This is a genomic window from Pseudomonas sp. Z1-29 (genome assembly GCF_051131995.1).
GTDB lineage: Bacteria > Pseudomonadota > Gammaproteobacteria > Pseudomonadales > Pseudomonadaceae > Aquipseudomonas.
In genome coordinates, this window is the sequence record NZ_CP071645.1 from 4482623 (window position 1) to 4497756 (window position 15134).

The 15134-nt window shown below is 50.9% G+C and carries 11 protein-coding genes and 1 tRNA gene; 9 read left to right on the forward strand and 3 right to left on the reverse strand.

What is annotated here, in order from left to right; genetic code table 11:
- Positions 1-31 precede the first annotated feature (31 nt).
- The 7 genes from J3P84_RS20365 (at position 32) to J3P84_RS20395 (ending at position 9319) form a co-directional block, all read left to right on the forward strand.
- Positions 32-105, forward strand: a tRNA-Gly gene (locus tag J3P84_RS20365).
- 675 nt (positions 106-780) lie between these two features.
- Positions 781-2160 (forward strand): tyrosine-type recombinase/integrase, encoded by a 1380-nt coding sequence (locus J3P84_RS20370; RefSeq protein ID WP_434625466.1) that lies wholly within the window; start codon positions 781-783, stop codon positions 2158-2160.
- Positions 2157-5507, forward strand: coding sequence for a hypothetical protein (locus J3P84_RS20375; protein WP_434625468.1), 3351 nt, complete (start codon positions 2157-2159; stop codon positions 5505-5507). The genes J3P84_RS20370 and J3P84_RS20375 overlap by 4 nt, the downstream gene beginning before the upstream one ends.
- On the forward strand, positions 5507-6064 hold the full coding sequence (locus tag J3P84_RS20380) for a hypothetical protein (protein WP_434625470.1): 558 nt from the start codon (positions 5507-5509) through the stop codon (positions 6062-6064). The genes J3P84_RS20375 and J3P84_RS20380 overlap by 1 nt, the downstream gene beginning before the upstream one ends.
- Complete coding sequence (locus J3P84_RS20385; protein WP_434625472.1) at positions 6054-6458, forward strand: hypothetical protein; 405 nt, start codon at positions 6054-6056, stop codon at positions 6456-6458. The genes J3P84_RS20380 and J3P84_RS20385 overlap by 11 nt, the downstream gene beginning before the upstream one ends.
- Before the next feature lie 351 nt (positions 6459-6809).
- Positions 6810-8303 (forward strand): hypothetical protein, encoded by a 1494-nt coding sequence (locus tag J3P84_RS20390; RefSeq protein WP_434625473.1) that lies wholly within the window; start codon positions 6810-6812, stop codon positions 8301-8303.
- 353 nt (positions 8304-8656) lie between these two features.
- Positions 8657-9319, forward strand: a complete 663-nt coding sequence (locus J3P84_RS20395) for a DUF262 domain-containing protein (RefSeq protein ID WP_434625475.1) — start codon at positions 8657-8659, stop codon at positions 9317-9319.
- A 511-nt stretch (positions 9320-9830) separates the two neighbouring features.
- On the opposite strand, the gene J3P84_RS20400 is transcribed toward J3P84_RS20395, so the two are convergent.
- Positions 9831-10922 carry a hypothetical protein gene (locus tag J3P84_RS20400; protein ID WP_434625477.1) on the reverse strand — a complete coding sequence of 364 codons (1092 nt, stop codon included), beginning with the start codon at positions 10920-10922 and terminating at the stop codon, positions 9831-9833.
- A gap of 228 nt (positions 10923-11150) precedes the next feature.
- On the opposite strand from J3P84_RS20400, the gene J3P84_RS20405 reads away from it, so the two are divergent.
- Entirely contained in the window at positions 11151-11954 is an 804-nt protein-coding gene (locus J3P84_RS20405; RefSeq protein WP_434625479.1) for a DUF6694 family lipoprotein, read from the forward strand.
- Positions 11955-12496: 542 nt separating this feature from the next.
- Here J3P84_RS20405 and J3P84_RS20410 read toward each other — a convergent pair.
- Positions 12497-12838: a hypothetical protein gene (locus tag J3P84_RS20410; protein WP_434625481.1), complete on the reverse strand. Its 342-nt coding sequence runs from the start codon at positions 12836-12838 to the stop codon at positions 12497-12499.
- Positions 12839-12854: 16 nt separating this feature from the next.
- Positions 12855-13736, reverse strand: a complete 882-nt coding sequence (locus tag J3P84_RS20415; RefSeq protein WP_434625483.1) for a hypothetical protein — start codon at positions 13734-13736, stop codon at positions 12855-12857.
- A gap of 87 nt (positions 13737-13823) precedes the next feature.
- On the opposite strand from J3P84_RS20415, the gene J3P84_RS20420 reads away from it, so the two are divergent.
- Positions 13824-14903, forward strand: coding sequence for a helix-turn-helix transcriptional regulator (locus J3P84_RS20420; protein ID WP_434625485.1), 1080 nt, complete (start codon positions 13824-13826; stop codon positions 14901-14903).
- The last annotated feature ends 231 nt before the right edge of the window (positions 14904-15134 follow it).

The window sequence follows — 15134 nt, forward strand, 5'->3', positions numbered from 1 at the left end:
CCCGTTTTGTGAGCAAAGAAATATGTGTAATGCGGGTATAGTTTAGTGGCAAAACGAAAGCTTCCCAAGCTTTAGTTGAGGGTTCGATTCCCTCTACCCGCTCCACAACACAGCACCACGCCCCAGCAAATATGGACTTCCCCTCCCCTCATCCCTGATCAGCATTCCCTCCATCCCAGCCTACTTTCCAATCTCACAGCCCCTCCCCTCCGCGCCAATAACCAACCATCCGCGATCACATTAGGTTGTGAATAAAGAAATCCTGTAAATGCACGCCAAACGGTAACTATCGGACGCAATGAATATGCGCTAGGCAGTGAGACCTGCATGAGGCAGATAACCTCCGCCGCGCATCAGACCAAGACAGCCTACAAAACTGCACTGAGAGTTCTCACCCCATACAGCATTCGCACAGCAGCGTGCCCGACGGATGCCTGGCTTTTCGAGCACAGGAAAATCGGATAAGAGACGCGAAGGATGTGGGACTTATTGCCAAAGAAACTGTGGAGGGAATAAGCGACTTCCCATGAATCCTACGGATGATGGAACGCTCGAAACACCGTTATTCCAGAAAACAGCTAAAAGAAAACTTTTAATTCCAAAAAGGAATTACACAATAGAAAATAACGACGTGTAAAATCCGGCACGATCTTATACATCACCACGTCTGGCGTGTCAATATATGCTTAATGTTTTTACACAGAATTGTCAGTCTTCTCCATTCCCGAGCGCAGATACTCGGCTGTTAGCTGGGGCCCTCCAGGTCGGAAGGAGAGCCCTGTGAAGCATGTCTATCTCGTTCAGATGGACACACCCCGCCTATTCGAGGTTGCCACCGAACGCCCGATTGACGCCTTCAACAGGTATGCGGGATACAAGACGAAGGAAGTGGGTCATGCGTTTGGTGAATCTGTGCCCTACCAATATTGCAGCTCGGTAGCTCATTTCTTCGACTACTGCTACGAAACAGGTGTGATGGGAGGCCAGCCCATGCCACCCGAAGTCGCTCAAAAGACCATTAACCTGTACTGGGAGTTTTTGACCAAAGGGGTTAACAGCACTGACTTCATCGTGCGCCGAGCTGCTAAAGCCCTGGGAAAGACTCCAGTCAAAACTGTTAGTGCTCAAAAGTATTTGGCCGGGGTTAATGACTTCCTTCGCACCAGCCAAATGAAGCTCAATGACTTGGCATCCCTCATTCGGATCCTCACCAAGAGCGACGCATTCGCCAATGTCATGTCTCTACCCCAAACGCAGGACAGACGGCGCACCAAAGCCGAAGTGGACAACATTCATAACAACACGTTGACATTCGGCAATACACCTAAGGATGCCCATGCTTACGCCCCTGGCGGCATTCCCGGCGGTAAGGTCAAAAGCTCTCACGTTAGTCGGAATTTCCCCACCGAACATGTTCTGACGCTACTCAATGGCGTTGAAGACCCTCTATGCAGGTGCGCTGCCGCAATGATTGCCGCAGGCGGCTTACGCCATTCAGAAGTTTGGGGGATTAGACGGTCGGACATCGATATTGATTCTCGTACCATCCGGATTGAAGATCCCAACTTCCACCGCAACCCTGCGGCGGAGAAAGCAGCGAGAAAGCTGCCATTCAAAGGCAGAACACTTGCGACCATTGTAATGTTCGAGCCCTTCAAGAGCCTGTTTTTTGAGTCTTTAGCTGACTATCTGGATGTACGGCCAACGACCGACAGTGACTATCTATTCGTTTCGAACGAAAGACAGACATACGGTGAGCCCCTACTTCTCTTGAGGAATATGAATTCGCTCAACAGGAATCTGAATAGGGCCTTGAGGAAGGCACAGGTGGATCTTGGCACTATCTCACCTGCTACCGGGGCGCCTTATACCTCTCACAGCCTGAGGCATTTTTACGGGGTATGGGCAAGAAACTTTGTTTACATCCCCGGTCGTAATCAGATGGGGCTTACCTTGTCCGAGATAAAGCTTTTGATGGGCCACAAGGACATAAGATCTACGGAAAAGTACGCACGACTCAGCGAAGAAACCGTAATCGCTGAAATCGAGGCGGCAGAACGTATGAAAGCTTTATGGGGAAGAAACCCTCACATTGATCAGATCAGATCCGCTATATACGCCGAGCTTGCCTATGATCTTTCGCAGCGAATTGCCGCATGATTAACACCTCCGAAAAAGTCATCCTAGCTCCAAACGTGAACATCCAGGAAGAGGTGCGCGAGGCCTTTGATACACTTTGCGAACAAATGCGCCAGGAGTATGGAAATAAAATTGATCAAGCCTTGGATAGCTCCAGCCGACAAGATCGAAGCAGGTTTTCGCTTTTCATTCTTAAAAGCTTAACAGGCTTCAAAAAAATCAACCAAACCCAGCTCGACTTGATGTATGACCTATCACTAATTAAAACAGAAGACATTTCCGGCGCAAGCTCGCTTTATGAAAAGCTTACCGGGCGCCTACCTGTCATCATTGAAGACGCTATAGGGTTACGGGTATCTTTTCGGGCAATGTTTGCGATCTTGTGGTCGAAAGGCCTAGCGACCTTACCTCATACATTTGAACTCCAAGGTATTTGGTCAAAATTCCCTCTCCTCGAACCGCTAAGTAAAAGCTTTATCTACGAGCACTCACAGGGTTTCCCAGAGACCATCAGAGCTTCAAGGGTCTTTCAATACAGAACTAACTGGCTTAAAGCTGAGGATGTAAGCCTTGAAGAACTATGGGAGGCTGCACCCAGTGTTTGCGACAACCGTGTGCCCGACCCGAAAGTTTTCCGCTACCTCCCCTGGATCAAAACCTTTGCAGCCAGACACCCGACGATCATATCGCCTGCAGATGCCTATAATCTAGAAAAATACCACCAATATCTACAGGCAAAATCCACTGCATCTATCTCCGCCCACGACTTCAAAATGAGCATTGAGGAGTTTAAGGACTATTTCGCAGTCCCGTTCGAGGACGCCGTGGAGATGACGCCAAAACAGCGTGAGCGTGCCAGACGAAATTACAAATCTGACTGGGCAAAAAAAACAACGGCAATTACAAGGCGCGTAAAGGATGCAACGATTGCCAAACAAATCTCGACACAACAAGATTTGACGGTCGAACAGCGCTACATGCTAACGCCTAAACCAGAGCGCACCACAAAAAATTTTAGCTGGCTCAAGAACACGTATTATCCAGGCCGTGAACACGTCAACATTTGCAACCTGTCCAAATTTTGGCTAGCTGCCGCAAATTATTATCTTGTTCATCTGGACAAGCATAATCACGCGACCAAAACGCGAAAAGGTAAAATCAGGGCCATCTTCTTACTCTTGGACTACCTGCTTTGCTACTTACCGATGTGGCTAGAAGAGAACCCTGACACACTGGTGTGCTTCCCTCTGCGCCCATCCGAATTCGAACGAGTTCTTTTTTGGAATAACACCATCTCTCAAGATGAACTAAACAGCAGCTTATTTGATTTTGGCCACCCAATCAGCGGAATTACTCTTCCATGCACGCTTACCCAGATATACGATATGACTTTCTCTCCCAAGACCAAGTCAGCTTTCGTGGCGACAATTAATGAGTTCTTTGAACTTATAATAAAGAACAACGCTTTCGTTAAAGCCGACGGTGAATGGGTGGTCGAGAAAGGTTTCGAGAATCCAGTCAGCCTCCTGTTTGATCGCTCAGGAAGCGGCGCACGGGGGAGCACCGACAAGGTGCCCCTGCCCCTCGACTCAACCGTAATCGCTAAAGCGTACCTCCAAGCGGTTGAACATGTCGGCCTATCCCTCCAGCAGCAGATTCTCAAGGGCGAACTTAAAGGGGATCAACTGGATGAAGTTCGACGAGCAGAGTGGATCAACCTATCTGAACTAGGTTTAAGTCACGAAATCCAGATCAGTAATCCTGACGACGAAGATGACGCGCTGGTTATTCCAGTTACGCGCATCATCAACGTTTACTCATGGTATTCCGGCCTGTATGGAGCTGCAAGTACCGAAGTTTACATGCCTTGGATAAGCGTCGTGAGGATGCTATCCATCGCCCTGCATGGTGGCTTGCGCCTTCAAAACTGCCAATGGCTCGATATCAATACATTCGACAGACTACTTAGCAAGCCTGAGCATCGAATACTTAACTCCTGCATTCTTTATGTTAATACAGATAAAGACGGGCAAGATCGTCCAGTTGTGATTCCTGATGACGTCATGGATTCCTTGATCGCCGAGCGGCATTTTCAGCGCAAGGTTTTCCAAAGCCCGTTGCTTCCGACGTACTATGAAAATGACCCTACAGATCCTAAAGAGTATGGAGAAATCTACTCCCTATTCCGCAGTCCTTGGAATCGCCATGCACTGCCCTTTTCTGACTCGAACTACTCCGAAAGGTGGACACAATTACTATATGGCGTACAGGATATTTACAACAGCCTAGTTCCTACAGAACGCCATCATCAATTCGTTACTTATAACAAACACGGACAAATGAAGTCTGTCCATACACCACACTCGCTGAGGGCTACCTGGCTCACCCACGCTCGGATCTATGGCCACCTTGACATTCGAGTTGCTCAGCAGCAAGTCGCTCATAAAAACGCTTACACCACGGATTACTACACCATCCCGGACATCTCTGAGTCGATTAAGGCGATTTCGGAATCCAACAAACTTATAATGCGTAGCGCTTGGACGCAGATGATGCCTGCTGCAAGCAGCACATATATGACGCCCAATGCGATTAGCTCCGGCTGGCGCTTAGACCGAAACAAACTGGCCCAAGATCAGAATTTTATCAGCGTAAGTTCAGCAGTTATTGAGCACGAAAAGACTGGCATGCAAATTATCGCCACAGACAAAGATCCAGACGTGGGCTTTTACTCAAACTGCATTTGCCTTAAAAACGGGCACTGCCCTAAAAACCTGATTGCGTTCACGGGCAAATCAAGAGTATGTGGACTTTGTCCAATTGCAGTTTTCGGCATCGATCATTTGCCAGCGATAAACTGCTTGATCAGAAAACTGACTGGCGAGTCGGAAAGCCTGGTGGGCAAAATTAAGAGCCTCAAGGCAAGCAAAGCAAACAGACACGAAATCGAAGCAGTCCATCACGAGGTGACCGTGGCGAAGCTCGAATTAGCTAGCTACCACCTTGTTAGGCAGGCTTTAAAAGATCGTCTCGAGAAGGACGCTATTGGGCCACGACTCATCACCAGAATGCGGGATCTGAAAGACTTCCAATCTCATGAGATTGACATGAACAATCCTGCACAACGCGTGATAGCTCAATTGCTAGACAGTCAGGATTACCCTCAATTCACATCGCACAACTATCCCTACATGATTGAAAAAATCGCCAAGAACCCTGACTTACTTAAGATGGCCATTGCACAGGATTCTGACCGGGACAAATATGCTGGGCAAGTCCTTTCAATCATGAAGACTATGAACCTGTCCGTTGCGGACATTGCCGACCGCATCGTCTCCAATTCACTCCCAATCGGCAATCACATTTAATGAAGCGAAAACCGAACTGCGCTGCCTACCAGGCAAACCAGCTTGCCAATACTCTCCGAAGCATCGAGAGCTGTTTAATACTTCTTAAAAAGGGGAAGCCGTTCCCCTCGATTAACCAGCTCACGCTAGAGGTCGGCAAGCAGTTGGACATTGATCCTTCTATCTTCCGCAAGCCTACAAGCGAACATCGAAAGCTACTAAATAAATACATTAAGGATTTAGTTTCAAGAGGCACAAAGGAAACCGACGAACCTTCAGTCGATGCGCTTAAGATTCGGAATATTGAGCTCACCCGAAAAGTCTCCATCCTTGAAAAAGAGCTGAAAAACCCGCACAACAAACTGGCATTGGTGGCGCCCAAAATCGCAAAGTCCGATCCAAGGCAATTCGACCTAGATAGCCTTTGCATGCTTATTGATGACATTTTGAAATGCCAGAGAAACCTACAATTCAAGGATGGTGGTCTATATAACCTGGAGACATTTTCGGAGGAAGATGAGCTGGTATCAGCCAATAATAATTGCAAAGTCTATCTGGAGTGGAAAAATGGACGTTAATACCCTCATCGAAACCTTATTAAAAATACCAGTCGGGAACACAAAGGCTATAAAGCTCCAGAAGGTCGTAGTTGAGATTTTACGCAGCGGCCAAAGCCTGACGCTGCATCATGGCGAAGTCAATCTTTCGTCCCTCGCCGCGCTGGTGGGTTGTACGCGCCAATGTTTTTATCCAGGTCGAGGACATGATGATATGCGAGCGTTTGTTAGTCTTCTAAACACCCATGCTTCGGTGTTGGCAAACTGTGTGTCATCCTCCACACCGCCAAAACTTGGAAAACTCAACGTTTCGCTTCACAAGGTTTTATCAGACAATGAAATACTCAAGAGGGAACTACTAAAAAGCCAGGCGCGCTGGAAGGATCTTTACAACCAACGTTTGATAGTAGACTAACTAATGGCGACGTATTTGATCGTTAAAGTGATACATCGCCTTGACGGTACTGTAGTCGTCAAAGGTGTATTACCTTGGAATCAACGGCGCGTGGTCTTCAGGCTTGAACGCGCACCAACGACGGCAATCCTGCCAGGCAAAACATACGGCGTGCGACGTTCTCAAGACAGGATAGTTTTTACGCTTACGTCGACCTCTGCTGCTCATTGGCACCTGCTGGTCAAGCACCACTTCTACTTGCCAGAACTGTACTTACCAAGGCGAGAGCAAGTTAGGCTCCTGGCTTTGAGTACCCAAGGTATCTCAGCCGCACTATTAGCGTTGGAACAGCAGGATCACAGAGCTCTGTGCATGTACATCTCTGAGCCGTATGCAAGTCAGCTGGCCTATCATTTTCATCGTCAATCTTGCCTCGTCGATGCAGCCGCCTTCATGCTTGACTCCGGCTTTTGCCACTATCTGGCGCTCAGTATATGCCACCTCCATGGGCCCGAAGACGCTCGGGCGTTGTTTGAGACGCCCGCTAAGGTCTATCCGTTCCTTGGCGTTAGACATTCGCAAGGCGATTCCTCAACTGCCGGCCAGCTCGCTAGCAGTCCTAGTTATCAACTAATCGCAAGGATGCTCACCGAGGCCAAGCGTGGGGCAACGGTTCTAAGCGCATTAGATCTCCCAGCGTCTCTCAGGTCGGCGCTACCTGATTGCCTGGACAAGCATCTGGTTGTTGGACACCATGATAATTTTCAACTCATGGGCCATCACCTGATTCAGAGCTCAATACGCTCGCAACTCCAGACGCTAACTCATGCCTTTTTTCCTACGTACTCCGACCGCGAGATCGAGTATGCCTACGTCCGGTATTCCAGCTTATACGGAGCCCTCAATGACTCTGACCACGGCCAGCTTGTTGGTGACGCGATTAATTCGCGGTTTTCCATATTCACTTACTCAGGTAACGAATCGGCTGCGTCGTTCTGTGACGAGTTTTCTTCCATTCTGCAGATCCTAGGAGGCTCTGAACCAGGTATTGTTCATCAGGGTCTAGCTGGGCGGTATGGCTCCGAAGCCCATCTGCTACATTGGGAATCTATACCTGCGGGACGAGGCGAGTACCGAACCTTTATTGTCTGGGACTTTCAATGGTACAGCGCGGTTGAAGTATCCCTGCTTCTAGGCCAATTCACCCCCCGTGACCGGGTCGTCTTTCTTTGCAACCAAAAAACTGCAGTCGACGGCAGCTTGAATAGCCGCATTGTCAATCAGCTCCAAGGCTACTTCCCCAGTCACCACATTGACCCGCCTCTTGGCGCTATCTCGAACCTACCGTCAGGTCATTCGTCTCTGGATCAGGCTGTCGCGGGACTGCAGGCTGATCCCAACCTTGTCGCCATATGCGACAGCTACCAACTCTGCGAGGTGATCAACGAGTTAGTGCGCGAACGCGGTAAGCCAGTGGCCTTGGAAACGCAGTGGGACACCTACTCAAAGGGAGATCGACTGCTCCTCAAACAGACGCTTCCCAAAAGCGTTAGCTATGCCAGGTTGGTCTCGACTGATGACCGTGGCTTGCGTGTCGAGACTCAGGGGAGACACTGGCGTATCGACACGGAAACGGTGAGGGAGTCTGTATGCACCCTTGGAGCCGCCATGACCATCGATGATGCGCTGCACGCCGGGGTAAGGCGCGCGATGGTGATCGCCGGCGAGGCTAGAGTGTCGGGGTTTGCTCAGGCTGTCGAAGAGTACGGTGTAGATTTGGTGGGAGCCTTCGCTCATGACTTATCAGAAGCAGGCTCGTCAGTAGTATGCATCTCGATGCAACGAATCACGCCAACTGTTGAGTAGGAATGCAGCCCACCTTACCTATTCACAAAAAATTATCATTTCAAGCTCAAGGTTTTCAGAATCCAACCGTTTGTCATATGCATGTAGACCATGAAGTGATAGGCCTTGAACCAGTCTAAAGATGCATACGCACAGAGTTTGAAAGACTCCATCTCGTTTCCCAAAACTCTCCCAGGCAATCGCCAACGGCTCACATGGAGGCGGCTGATTACCTACATCGAATCCTCTGCCTGTACATCCGCATTCGACAAGGCCGCAGCCTACGCTGAGGGCTATGCACAAGCGTTGGTCGATAGTGACCAGATCGGCATATCCATCGAACGAGATCTTTTGATCATTGCAACGGTGGATGCATGGCGATGCGCCCGTACTTACCCGAATATTTCGACCAACCTGAGTTAGCCAGGAAAACCATGACTTCCATTTTTAAACGCTACGCCGACGGCGGAACATCAGACCTGCACATCCATATGCCGCAGCGTCTTCTGCCCACGACCGTCAGTCATTGTCCCCTCGAGGTCTTAGTGAGCCATTGGGAAAAGTATCTGGTAGACCCCTCCTCCGTTCGTGAGCAGTTTCCGTGGGCGGCGCGATTTGTTATGGGCATGCCCGTTCCATCGTGGGCGCGCGGGCTGGAGTGGAACCTCGGTCAGAAATCTCGCTTCATCTCAGCAGTATGGTCAGGCGCGGATCTGGGGAGCTACCTCACGAATGACTGGTACGAATCAGAGAGCGGTGGCAGGGCATTGGCCGAAAACAGTGAAATTTTGATTGATGGCCAACAACGTCTGCACAGCCTGGAAGAGTATTTCCTCGACCGCCTTGCAGTCCCAGACGCGCAAGGACAGCCAAGGATTTGGTCTGAGCTCGGCAACGGCGAAAGGAAGCGCTTTCTGTCGACGATCTTCACACACGTGAGGGTGTCTTCTGGTGACGAGGTGGCATTGCGCAGGACATACGATCTTTGCGCGCTGGGCGTAGTGCCTCGGTCATTCGATCAACGAGCTGTTCGGTAACATTTGCTTTGCCAGTAGTCGGGCGGCCCCCTTTGGGGCCGGCTGTCGTGAACCGAGCCCCGCTACGACGGGTCTCGGCCCTGCGGGCTACCATCCTTCCGCTCTCCGACCATCATGGTCTGCGCGCTCCGCTTGCAGAGCGATCCGACTCACCTTCTTGGTTGGACATTGGCTACCGCTCCCACATACTGCTGAGCATCCGATCAAAGATGAGGCCGGGCAAATGGGTTGGCTTTTTTCGAAGGACAAGCGCCCTGAATGGATTCAGGCGGAAGAACGGGAATTCATTAAGGCTGCGAACCGCCTAAAGACGCTTCAGGTAACGCCTCGCGGTGGCATGCGCATTGACCCCGAGGAGCTCAGGGATCAGATCATTGAGGCTCGAGAGTTATACAAAAATTTGGTTAAAAAGTAGCACTACACACGTCCATAATCACACCTTTCGGCCTTACCGACCTGCGCGCTCTGGTTGCATCGTCAGGCTGTGCGAGTACAGACAATGGTGAGGATGCTAAATAGCGCCCATCACGAGACGTTCACCAAGCAATATCAGCTTCGGAATGTACTCTGGGTCGCCAGATGTCTTTGGAACGTGCGAGTCGCTATGGATTCGTCGGAGCTGAATCACTACTTCATGAGCAATGCGCTGAGCGTCCTTTGTCCCCCACCACTGGGCAAGCCCAGCTGCAATAAGCGAGGCATCACTCCCTTCGCGGCCTACTGTCATCAGGAGGTTCGTCGTTAGCTTCAAATGTGCATCGAAGCTGGCAAGCAAATATTGGACGTTCCCGAGATCGGCGCTCTCGTTTGAGCGAAAAATAAAATCGCTCAGATGAGTGATATCCCATGCAGCGTTTCTCACCCCAGCGATCGCCGCCATCCGATGAGCAGACCTACTGTTTTTGAACACATTCTTGCGGGCCGGCGAATGAGTACCGAGGTACACACATGCGAGCATCAGAGCCGGCCCGGCGAATACAAGACTCGTACTCATCCAATCTAAAAGACGAAGCATCTTGTCGATTTGCCTACCCGGGGCAAGGTCTAACTCCAGAATTTTGAGCGCAGTGATGTAATTTCGATTCCAGCGTTTCAATGGCAGTTCTAGATTGAGGTGCGGAGCCTCGACCGGGGTATACGTGCGGGAAACACGATTTGTCCTGCCGAGTGCTACGTTAAGCATATCCTGGGGAGGGGCGTTGTCAGCCGCCCTGAACCAGCCAAGCTCATCCGCTGCGCTAGTGTTACCACATCGGTGAGCAAGCTCATGGAAGGAAACACTTGGCTCAAAATCGATATTCAGAAGCTGAGCAAATCCTACCAGTGCGGCTGATAGCTTGAGTTGCTTGTCGTTGGTCGTTTCTTTGCCTTTAGCTAATTGCGCGATACGCGAGGCTACGTTCCGATCCGGCAGGATGACCGTCTGGACGCCCTGGTCTCGCGCGTAAAAGTACACGGCAGGCTCATATATACCTGCGTCGGGTGGGAGGTATGAAGGTGTGAGCAAGCTTGCTGTTTTTAGCACCTCACTCACCTCAAAAAGATCATCGACCGGAAAGTCCATCGGTAGCATCCATTCTGTCTTTTTAGATTTCGCTTTCAATTCGGCCTACCTATGGATAATCGGACTACAGCAGTGCATTTGAGCTACAGGCTATCAGCAGCAGAGCACCGCCTCAGATAATCGCCTATTGACGCCCCTACACAGCATGCTCATGGCTAATAGCACAATGCTGAATTGTTCTTTTGGTTACGGAAACCAAAAACTGCACTGATCGCATTCCGACATCATTTTGATATGCTGCCCTGAATTTTCTGAGAGGGAATGCAGATGCGTCGATTTATATGCATAGCGCTTATGGCAGGGATGCTAGCTGGCTGTGGCGAGCCGAAGCTGGACGGTAGCTCACAACAGGCCTTCAAAGACTCTGCGGCGAAGGTTGCTGCGAGTTTGCCTGAGGACAAGCGCAAGCAGTTCGCATCTGATGTGATGGTGCTTGCATTTCAGGAACTCGATATTTCTCAGGTCTTACAGGGTAAGAAAAATGCCGAAGGTGCGTCAGCAGACATGCTTGCTGCCCTCAACGGAAAGACTGCTCAGCAGGTTGCCGATGAAGCAAACCGAGTACGAACAGAACGTGCGGAGCGAGAACGGCAACAGGCCTTGACGGAAATTCAGGAGCTGGTCGAAAAGCAAAAAAAATCCGAAGCTGCAAAAACAGAACTAGCCCGCTTTCAGGTTTCAAAGTCTCGCTTTTATCAAAGGGCCAAAGAGTATGGCCTTGGTAACCAACCTATCATCGAAATAACGGTGAATAACGGGACTGCCAGCGCCGTGTCACGGGCGTATTTCAAAGGCACCATCGCCTCTCCTGGACGCTCAGTGCCTTGGCTTGTCGAAACGTTCAATTACTCAATCAGTGGTGGTTTGGAACCAGGCGAATCTCAATCCTGGAGTCTCGCACCTAATCAGTTTTCGGACTGGGGCAAGGTCGACCTACCAAAGGATGCCATCTTTACCGTAACCGTCGAACGGCTTGATGGTGCTGATGATAAGCCTCTATTCGATGCAGGCTCATTCACCGAGCGTGATGCAACTAGGCTAACAGCACTCCAAACCAAATACGCTCAGTGACGTGGTGCAGGCCCTATAGCAGGCTCGTGATTAATGTTGAATTTCGTCGGGCGAGCCGCCCTTGGCGGCTACCCTTGCGTGAGGAGATCATCATCCATTTTCAGTGCCTCGATTCCGACCGGCAGTCAGTCGACGATAAAGGGCCGCAATGATGCGAGCGTCTAGCCCCCTCGTTCGCATAGGAAGCCATCGTACCTCACAGCCGCGAAGGTGAATCTCCCTACCGCGACCGCCCACGCGACCTCGAAATGCGGATGTCGTTCGAGAGCTTAAATACATGGACTTTGACAAGACGGCCATCGCCGAAAAACTCGAGATCGCCGGGATGCGGTTCGCAGTAACTGGAACAATCGAGCCTTTACCACTGACAGCACGGTGCGCATAAACCGGAGGGAGGAGCCGGACAACCTTCGCCAGACTTATTGAACCGCCCTAAGCGGTTATTCTCTGAGCGTTTATCCCGGCAGTCCAACGGCTGCTGAGCATGGACTGGAACCAGTTCGACCGGACGTTCCATACCCATCCCCTGCCTAGCCCTGACACTATTTCGTCCGGGCCCGAGCGATCATGGCATCCAGCTCAGCGAGTAGCTGATCGACATCTATTTCAACAAACTCTCCTGGGTTGAGGATCTGCTCAATCACATCGGGACTGAAGTCTTCGAAAACCTCCTCCTCGCATGGGCCAACAACCCAAACACGCTCCGCCTTAGTGTAAAACTGATGCAGTGCGCCGGATAATTGGAGCTCCACCAGCGCAGCATCAAGCTCTCGACAAGATACGTGTGGTACCTGCTCGGCTATTCGGCTCCTCAACAAGGAGTTGGAAATCCCCGATCCAACCGATGCCAGGATCAGCGCCTCCAGATTAAGTTGGTCGTTCATGCCCCCATCCCCTCGCTCACCCGACTCGGTGGCCAAGGTCGTACCCGATCATGAAAAGGCCCATTTCAAGTTTACGAAGAGGATTCCCGAACCCCTCATGGAAGCGGCTCACGCGCGCCGATGGATGAGCCAAGGCTTCGCTGAGTACCCAACTCGCCCGCATGTTCCAGAGTGCGTGGTGATGACCTCGTCGCAGCCGGGGAAATTTAAAGTCACATTCCAAACTCGGATCACGGTTCTTAGGCGCAACAGTGTTCTGAGCCTCCTTTGCCGGCGCCCAAGGGAAACGAAGCCCGTCAGGGAGAGAGGTCAGTTTTCTGTCACAGCAGTATTTCATGACGAGCCAGCCCATAGCAGCAGCGACTCGGCTGTCGTAGATGATGAAATTCTCGCAGATCAGCGAATAGACCTTAGTCATGCCTGCATTGAAGCGCAGATCGCTGAAGAATTTAGGGCTATCCAGATCTCCATGTCGCAGAACCTCCGCAACCTGCTCAATCATCGCTGCCAAACCCACTCGATTCTCTCCAAGCCAGCGGTTGTTCTTAGCAGAAACACCACCCCAAGACATGGTGGCCTGGGTTCCCCGCAGCATTGAGTCGTCGCATGCAGCCGCGCTGAGGTCAGCGGCTAGAGCCTCAAGGGCTTTAGCGTTGCTATTACCACAACTGCCCGCACTGACATTGAGATGGGCCACCCCTAGGTGATTCCATTCGTACTGCTCAAAAGCGTCATGAAGACTGGAGAACTGCCAGATCTTGCTGGTCTGGCGGTTGGTGTAATGATGCTCTAAAGGCTTGTTAGACCCCAACTGATCAGCAAGCCATTCAATGAAAGCATTGACCTCAGCGCGGTCTTTGTAAGCGGGGTACTTCCGGTGCGAGACCTTAATCTTCATGCAATGCTCCATTAAGTTCGATGGGTTTTCTTGCTGGCAAAGTGATACTGACTCACAATAAGGACAGATTTTGTCTGTGAGTTCGCTATGGTTAAGAAAATTTCCAAGGAAGATAGACGCAAGGCACTCTTAGGTATGCTGCTGCGGGAGCGTCGCTTCCTGCTTACTGAGGAGCTTCACGCTCAGCTGACACATTGGATTGAACAGGTTCCCCACCTTAAAACCACATTGCGCGACCTGCAGATCCTTGCTTCGGAGGGACTGATCACCTGTGAAAAACCAGTAGGTCAAAAATCCTACCGGTGGAAACTGCGAAAAGCTCGCTTAGATCTCGTGCTGACACCCGCTGAATCGATGACGCTGGTGGCCATACTGCAGCATGCCGAGCGCTTCGGGTTCAAAGTGGTAACCGACCAGCTCGTGGAGCTTCGAGATTACGCGCTAGGGGTAATAAGCCGAAACTCAAAACACGACCTGATCGGCCAGGGCAGAATCACTACGGGCACTCGCTTCATCACCCTACTGCCTGGCGCTTACGATCCGGCGCACCTTGAGCTCATCCAAGCGGCCATGCTCGACGGTCAAACGTTAGAGGTCGTCTATAAGCCACGCGATGTTGGTGATCTCGAATGCACATATATTTTGAGGCCTCTAGCGCTCTCCTTCCAAGACTCCAATGTCTATCTGTCGGCCTACGTCGAATCTGAGCAGTGGCCTGACGGTAAGATGCCGAAGCGGGATGCCCTGCGCGGGAAGTACAGCAGCAATGGGCCCGGCAAGCAGTGCGTGCTCATGCTTCATAGGATGGTTAACATCAAGACCTATTGGCAAGATACCCCTGAGCCAGAGGGATACAGCGTCGGCGCATTCGTAGTGCAGAGAGATCTAAATACCATTCATGAGGAGGCTCCTGTAGAGCTGAGGCTGCGTCTTGAAGCGAATCTCCTTAACCGCCTCACTGAAAACCAGCTAAATGAAACTCAAAAAATCGAACACACCTCTATCGGTACCATCTTGAAATGCTCAATTCAAGATACCCAAGGGCTGAGACTGTTTTTGCTTAGCAATGCAGACGAGATCGAAGTCCTAGAACCGCCTTACCTTCGCGACCACATCAAAAATTCATTGCGCCGGGCTTTGGAAATGTACGCAAGCGACAAGGTGTGATGGTGACTGTAGATGTTCAGGTCTGGGATGAGGCCGACGCGAATCACATCGTGGCAAATGTAGATCGCTGGCACATCACGTTTTATAACGACTGCGACGCGCTCAGCTACCGCCAACATGCTCTAAGTCCGGATGGGCAGCTTGGCTGATCGGTTGGGTGCTGATCCGGTGGCGCTGCTGATCACACGGCAGGATCAGACGCATGAGTTAATGCTCAAGGCGCTTCAGCTG

Excerpts from the sequence above, each read along its gene's own strand:
- J3P84_RS20415 (WP_434625483.1), bottom strand. The coding sequence starts at position 13,736 with ATGAAGATTAAGGTCTCGCACCGGAAGTACCCCGCTTACAAAGACCGC.
- J3P84_RS20395 (WP_434625475.1), top strand. The coding sequence starts at position 8,657 with ATGGCGATGCGCCCGTACTTACCCGAATATTTCGACCAACCTGAGTTA.
- J3P84_RS20385 (WP_434625472.1), top strand. The coding sequence starts at position 6,054 with ATGGACGTTAATACCCTCATCGAAACCTTATTAAAAATACCAGTCGGG.
- J3P84_RS20390 (WP_434625473.1), top strand. The coding sequence starts at position 6,810 with ATGTACATCTCTGAGCCGTATGCAAGTCAGCTGGCCTATCATTTTCAT.
- J3P84_RS20410 (WP_434625481.1), bottom strand. The coding sequence starts at position 12,838 with ATGAACGACCAACTTAATCTGGAGGCGCTGATCCTGGCATCGGTTGGA.
- J3P84_RS20380 (WP_434625470.1), top strand. The coding sequence starts at position 5,507 with ATGAAGCGAAAACCGAACTGCGCTGCCTACCAGGCAAACCAGCTTGCC.
- J3P84_RS20375 (WP_434625468.1), top strand. The coding sequence starts at position 2,157 with ATGATTAACACCTCCGAAAAAGTCATCCTAGCTCCAAACGTGAACATC.
- J3P84_RS20405 (WP_434625479.1), top strand. The coding sequence starts at position 11,151 with ATGCGTCGATTTATATGCATAGCGCTTATGGCAGGGATGCTAGCTGGC.
- J3P84_RS20420 (WP_434625485.1), top strand. The coding sequence starts at position 13,824 with ATGGTTAAGAAAATTTCCAAGGAAGATAGACGCAAGGCACTCTTAGGT.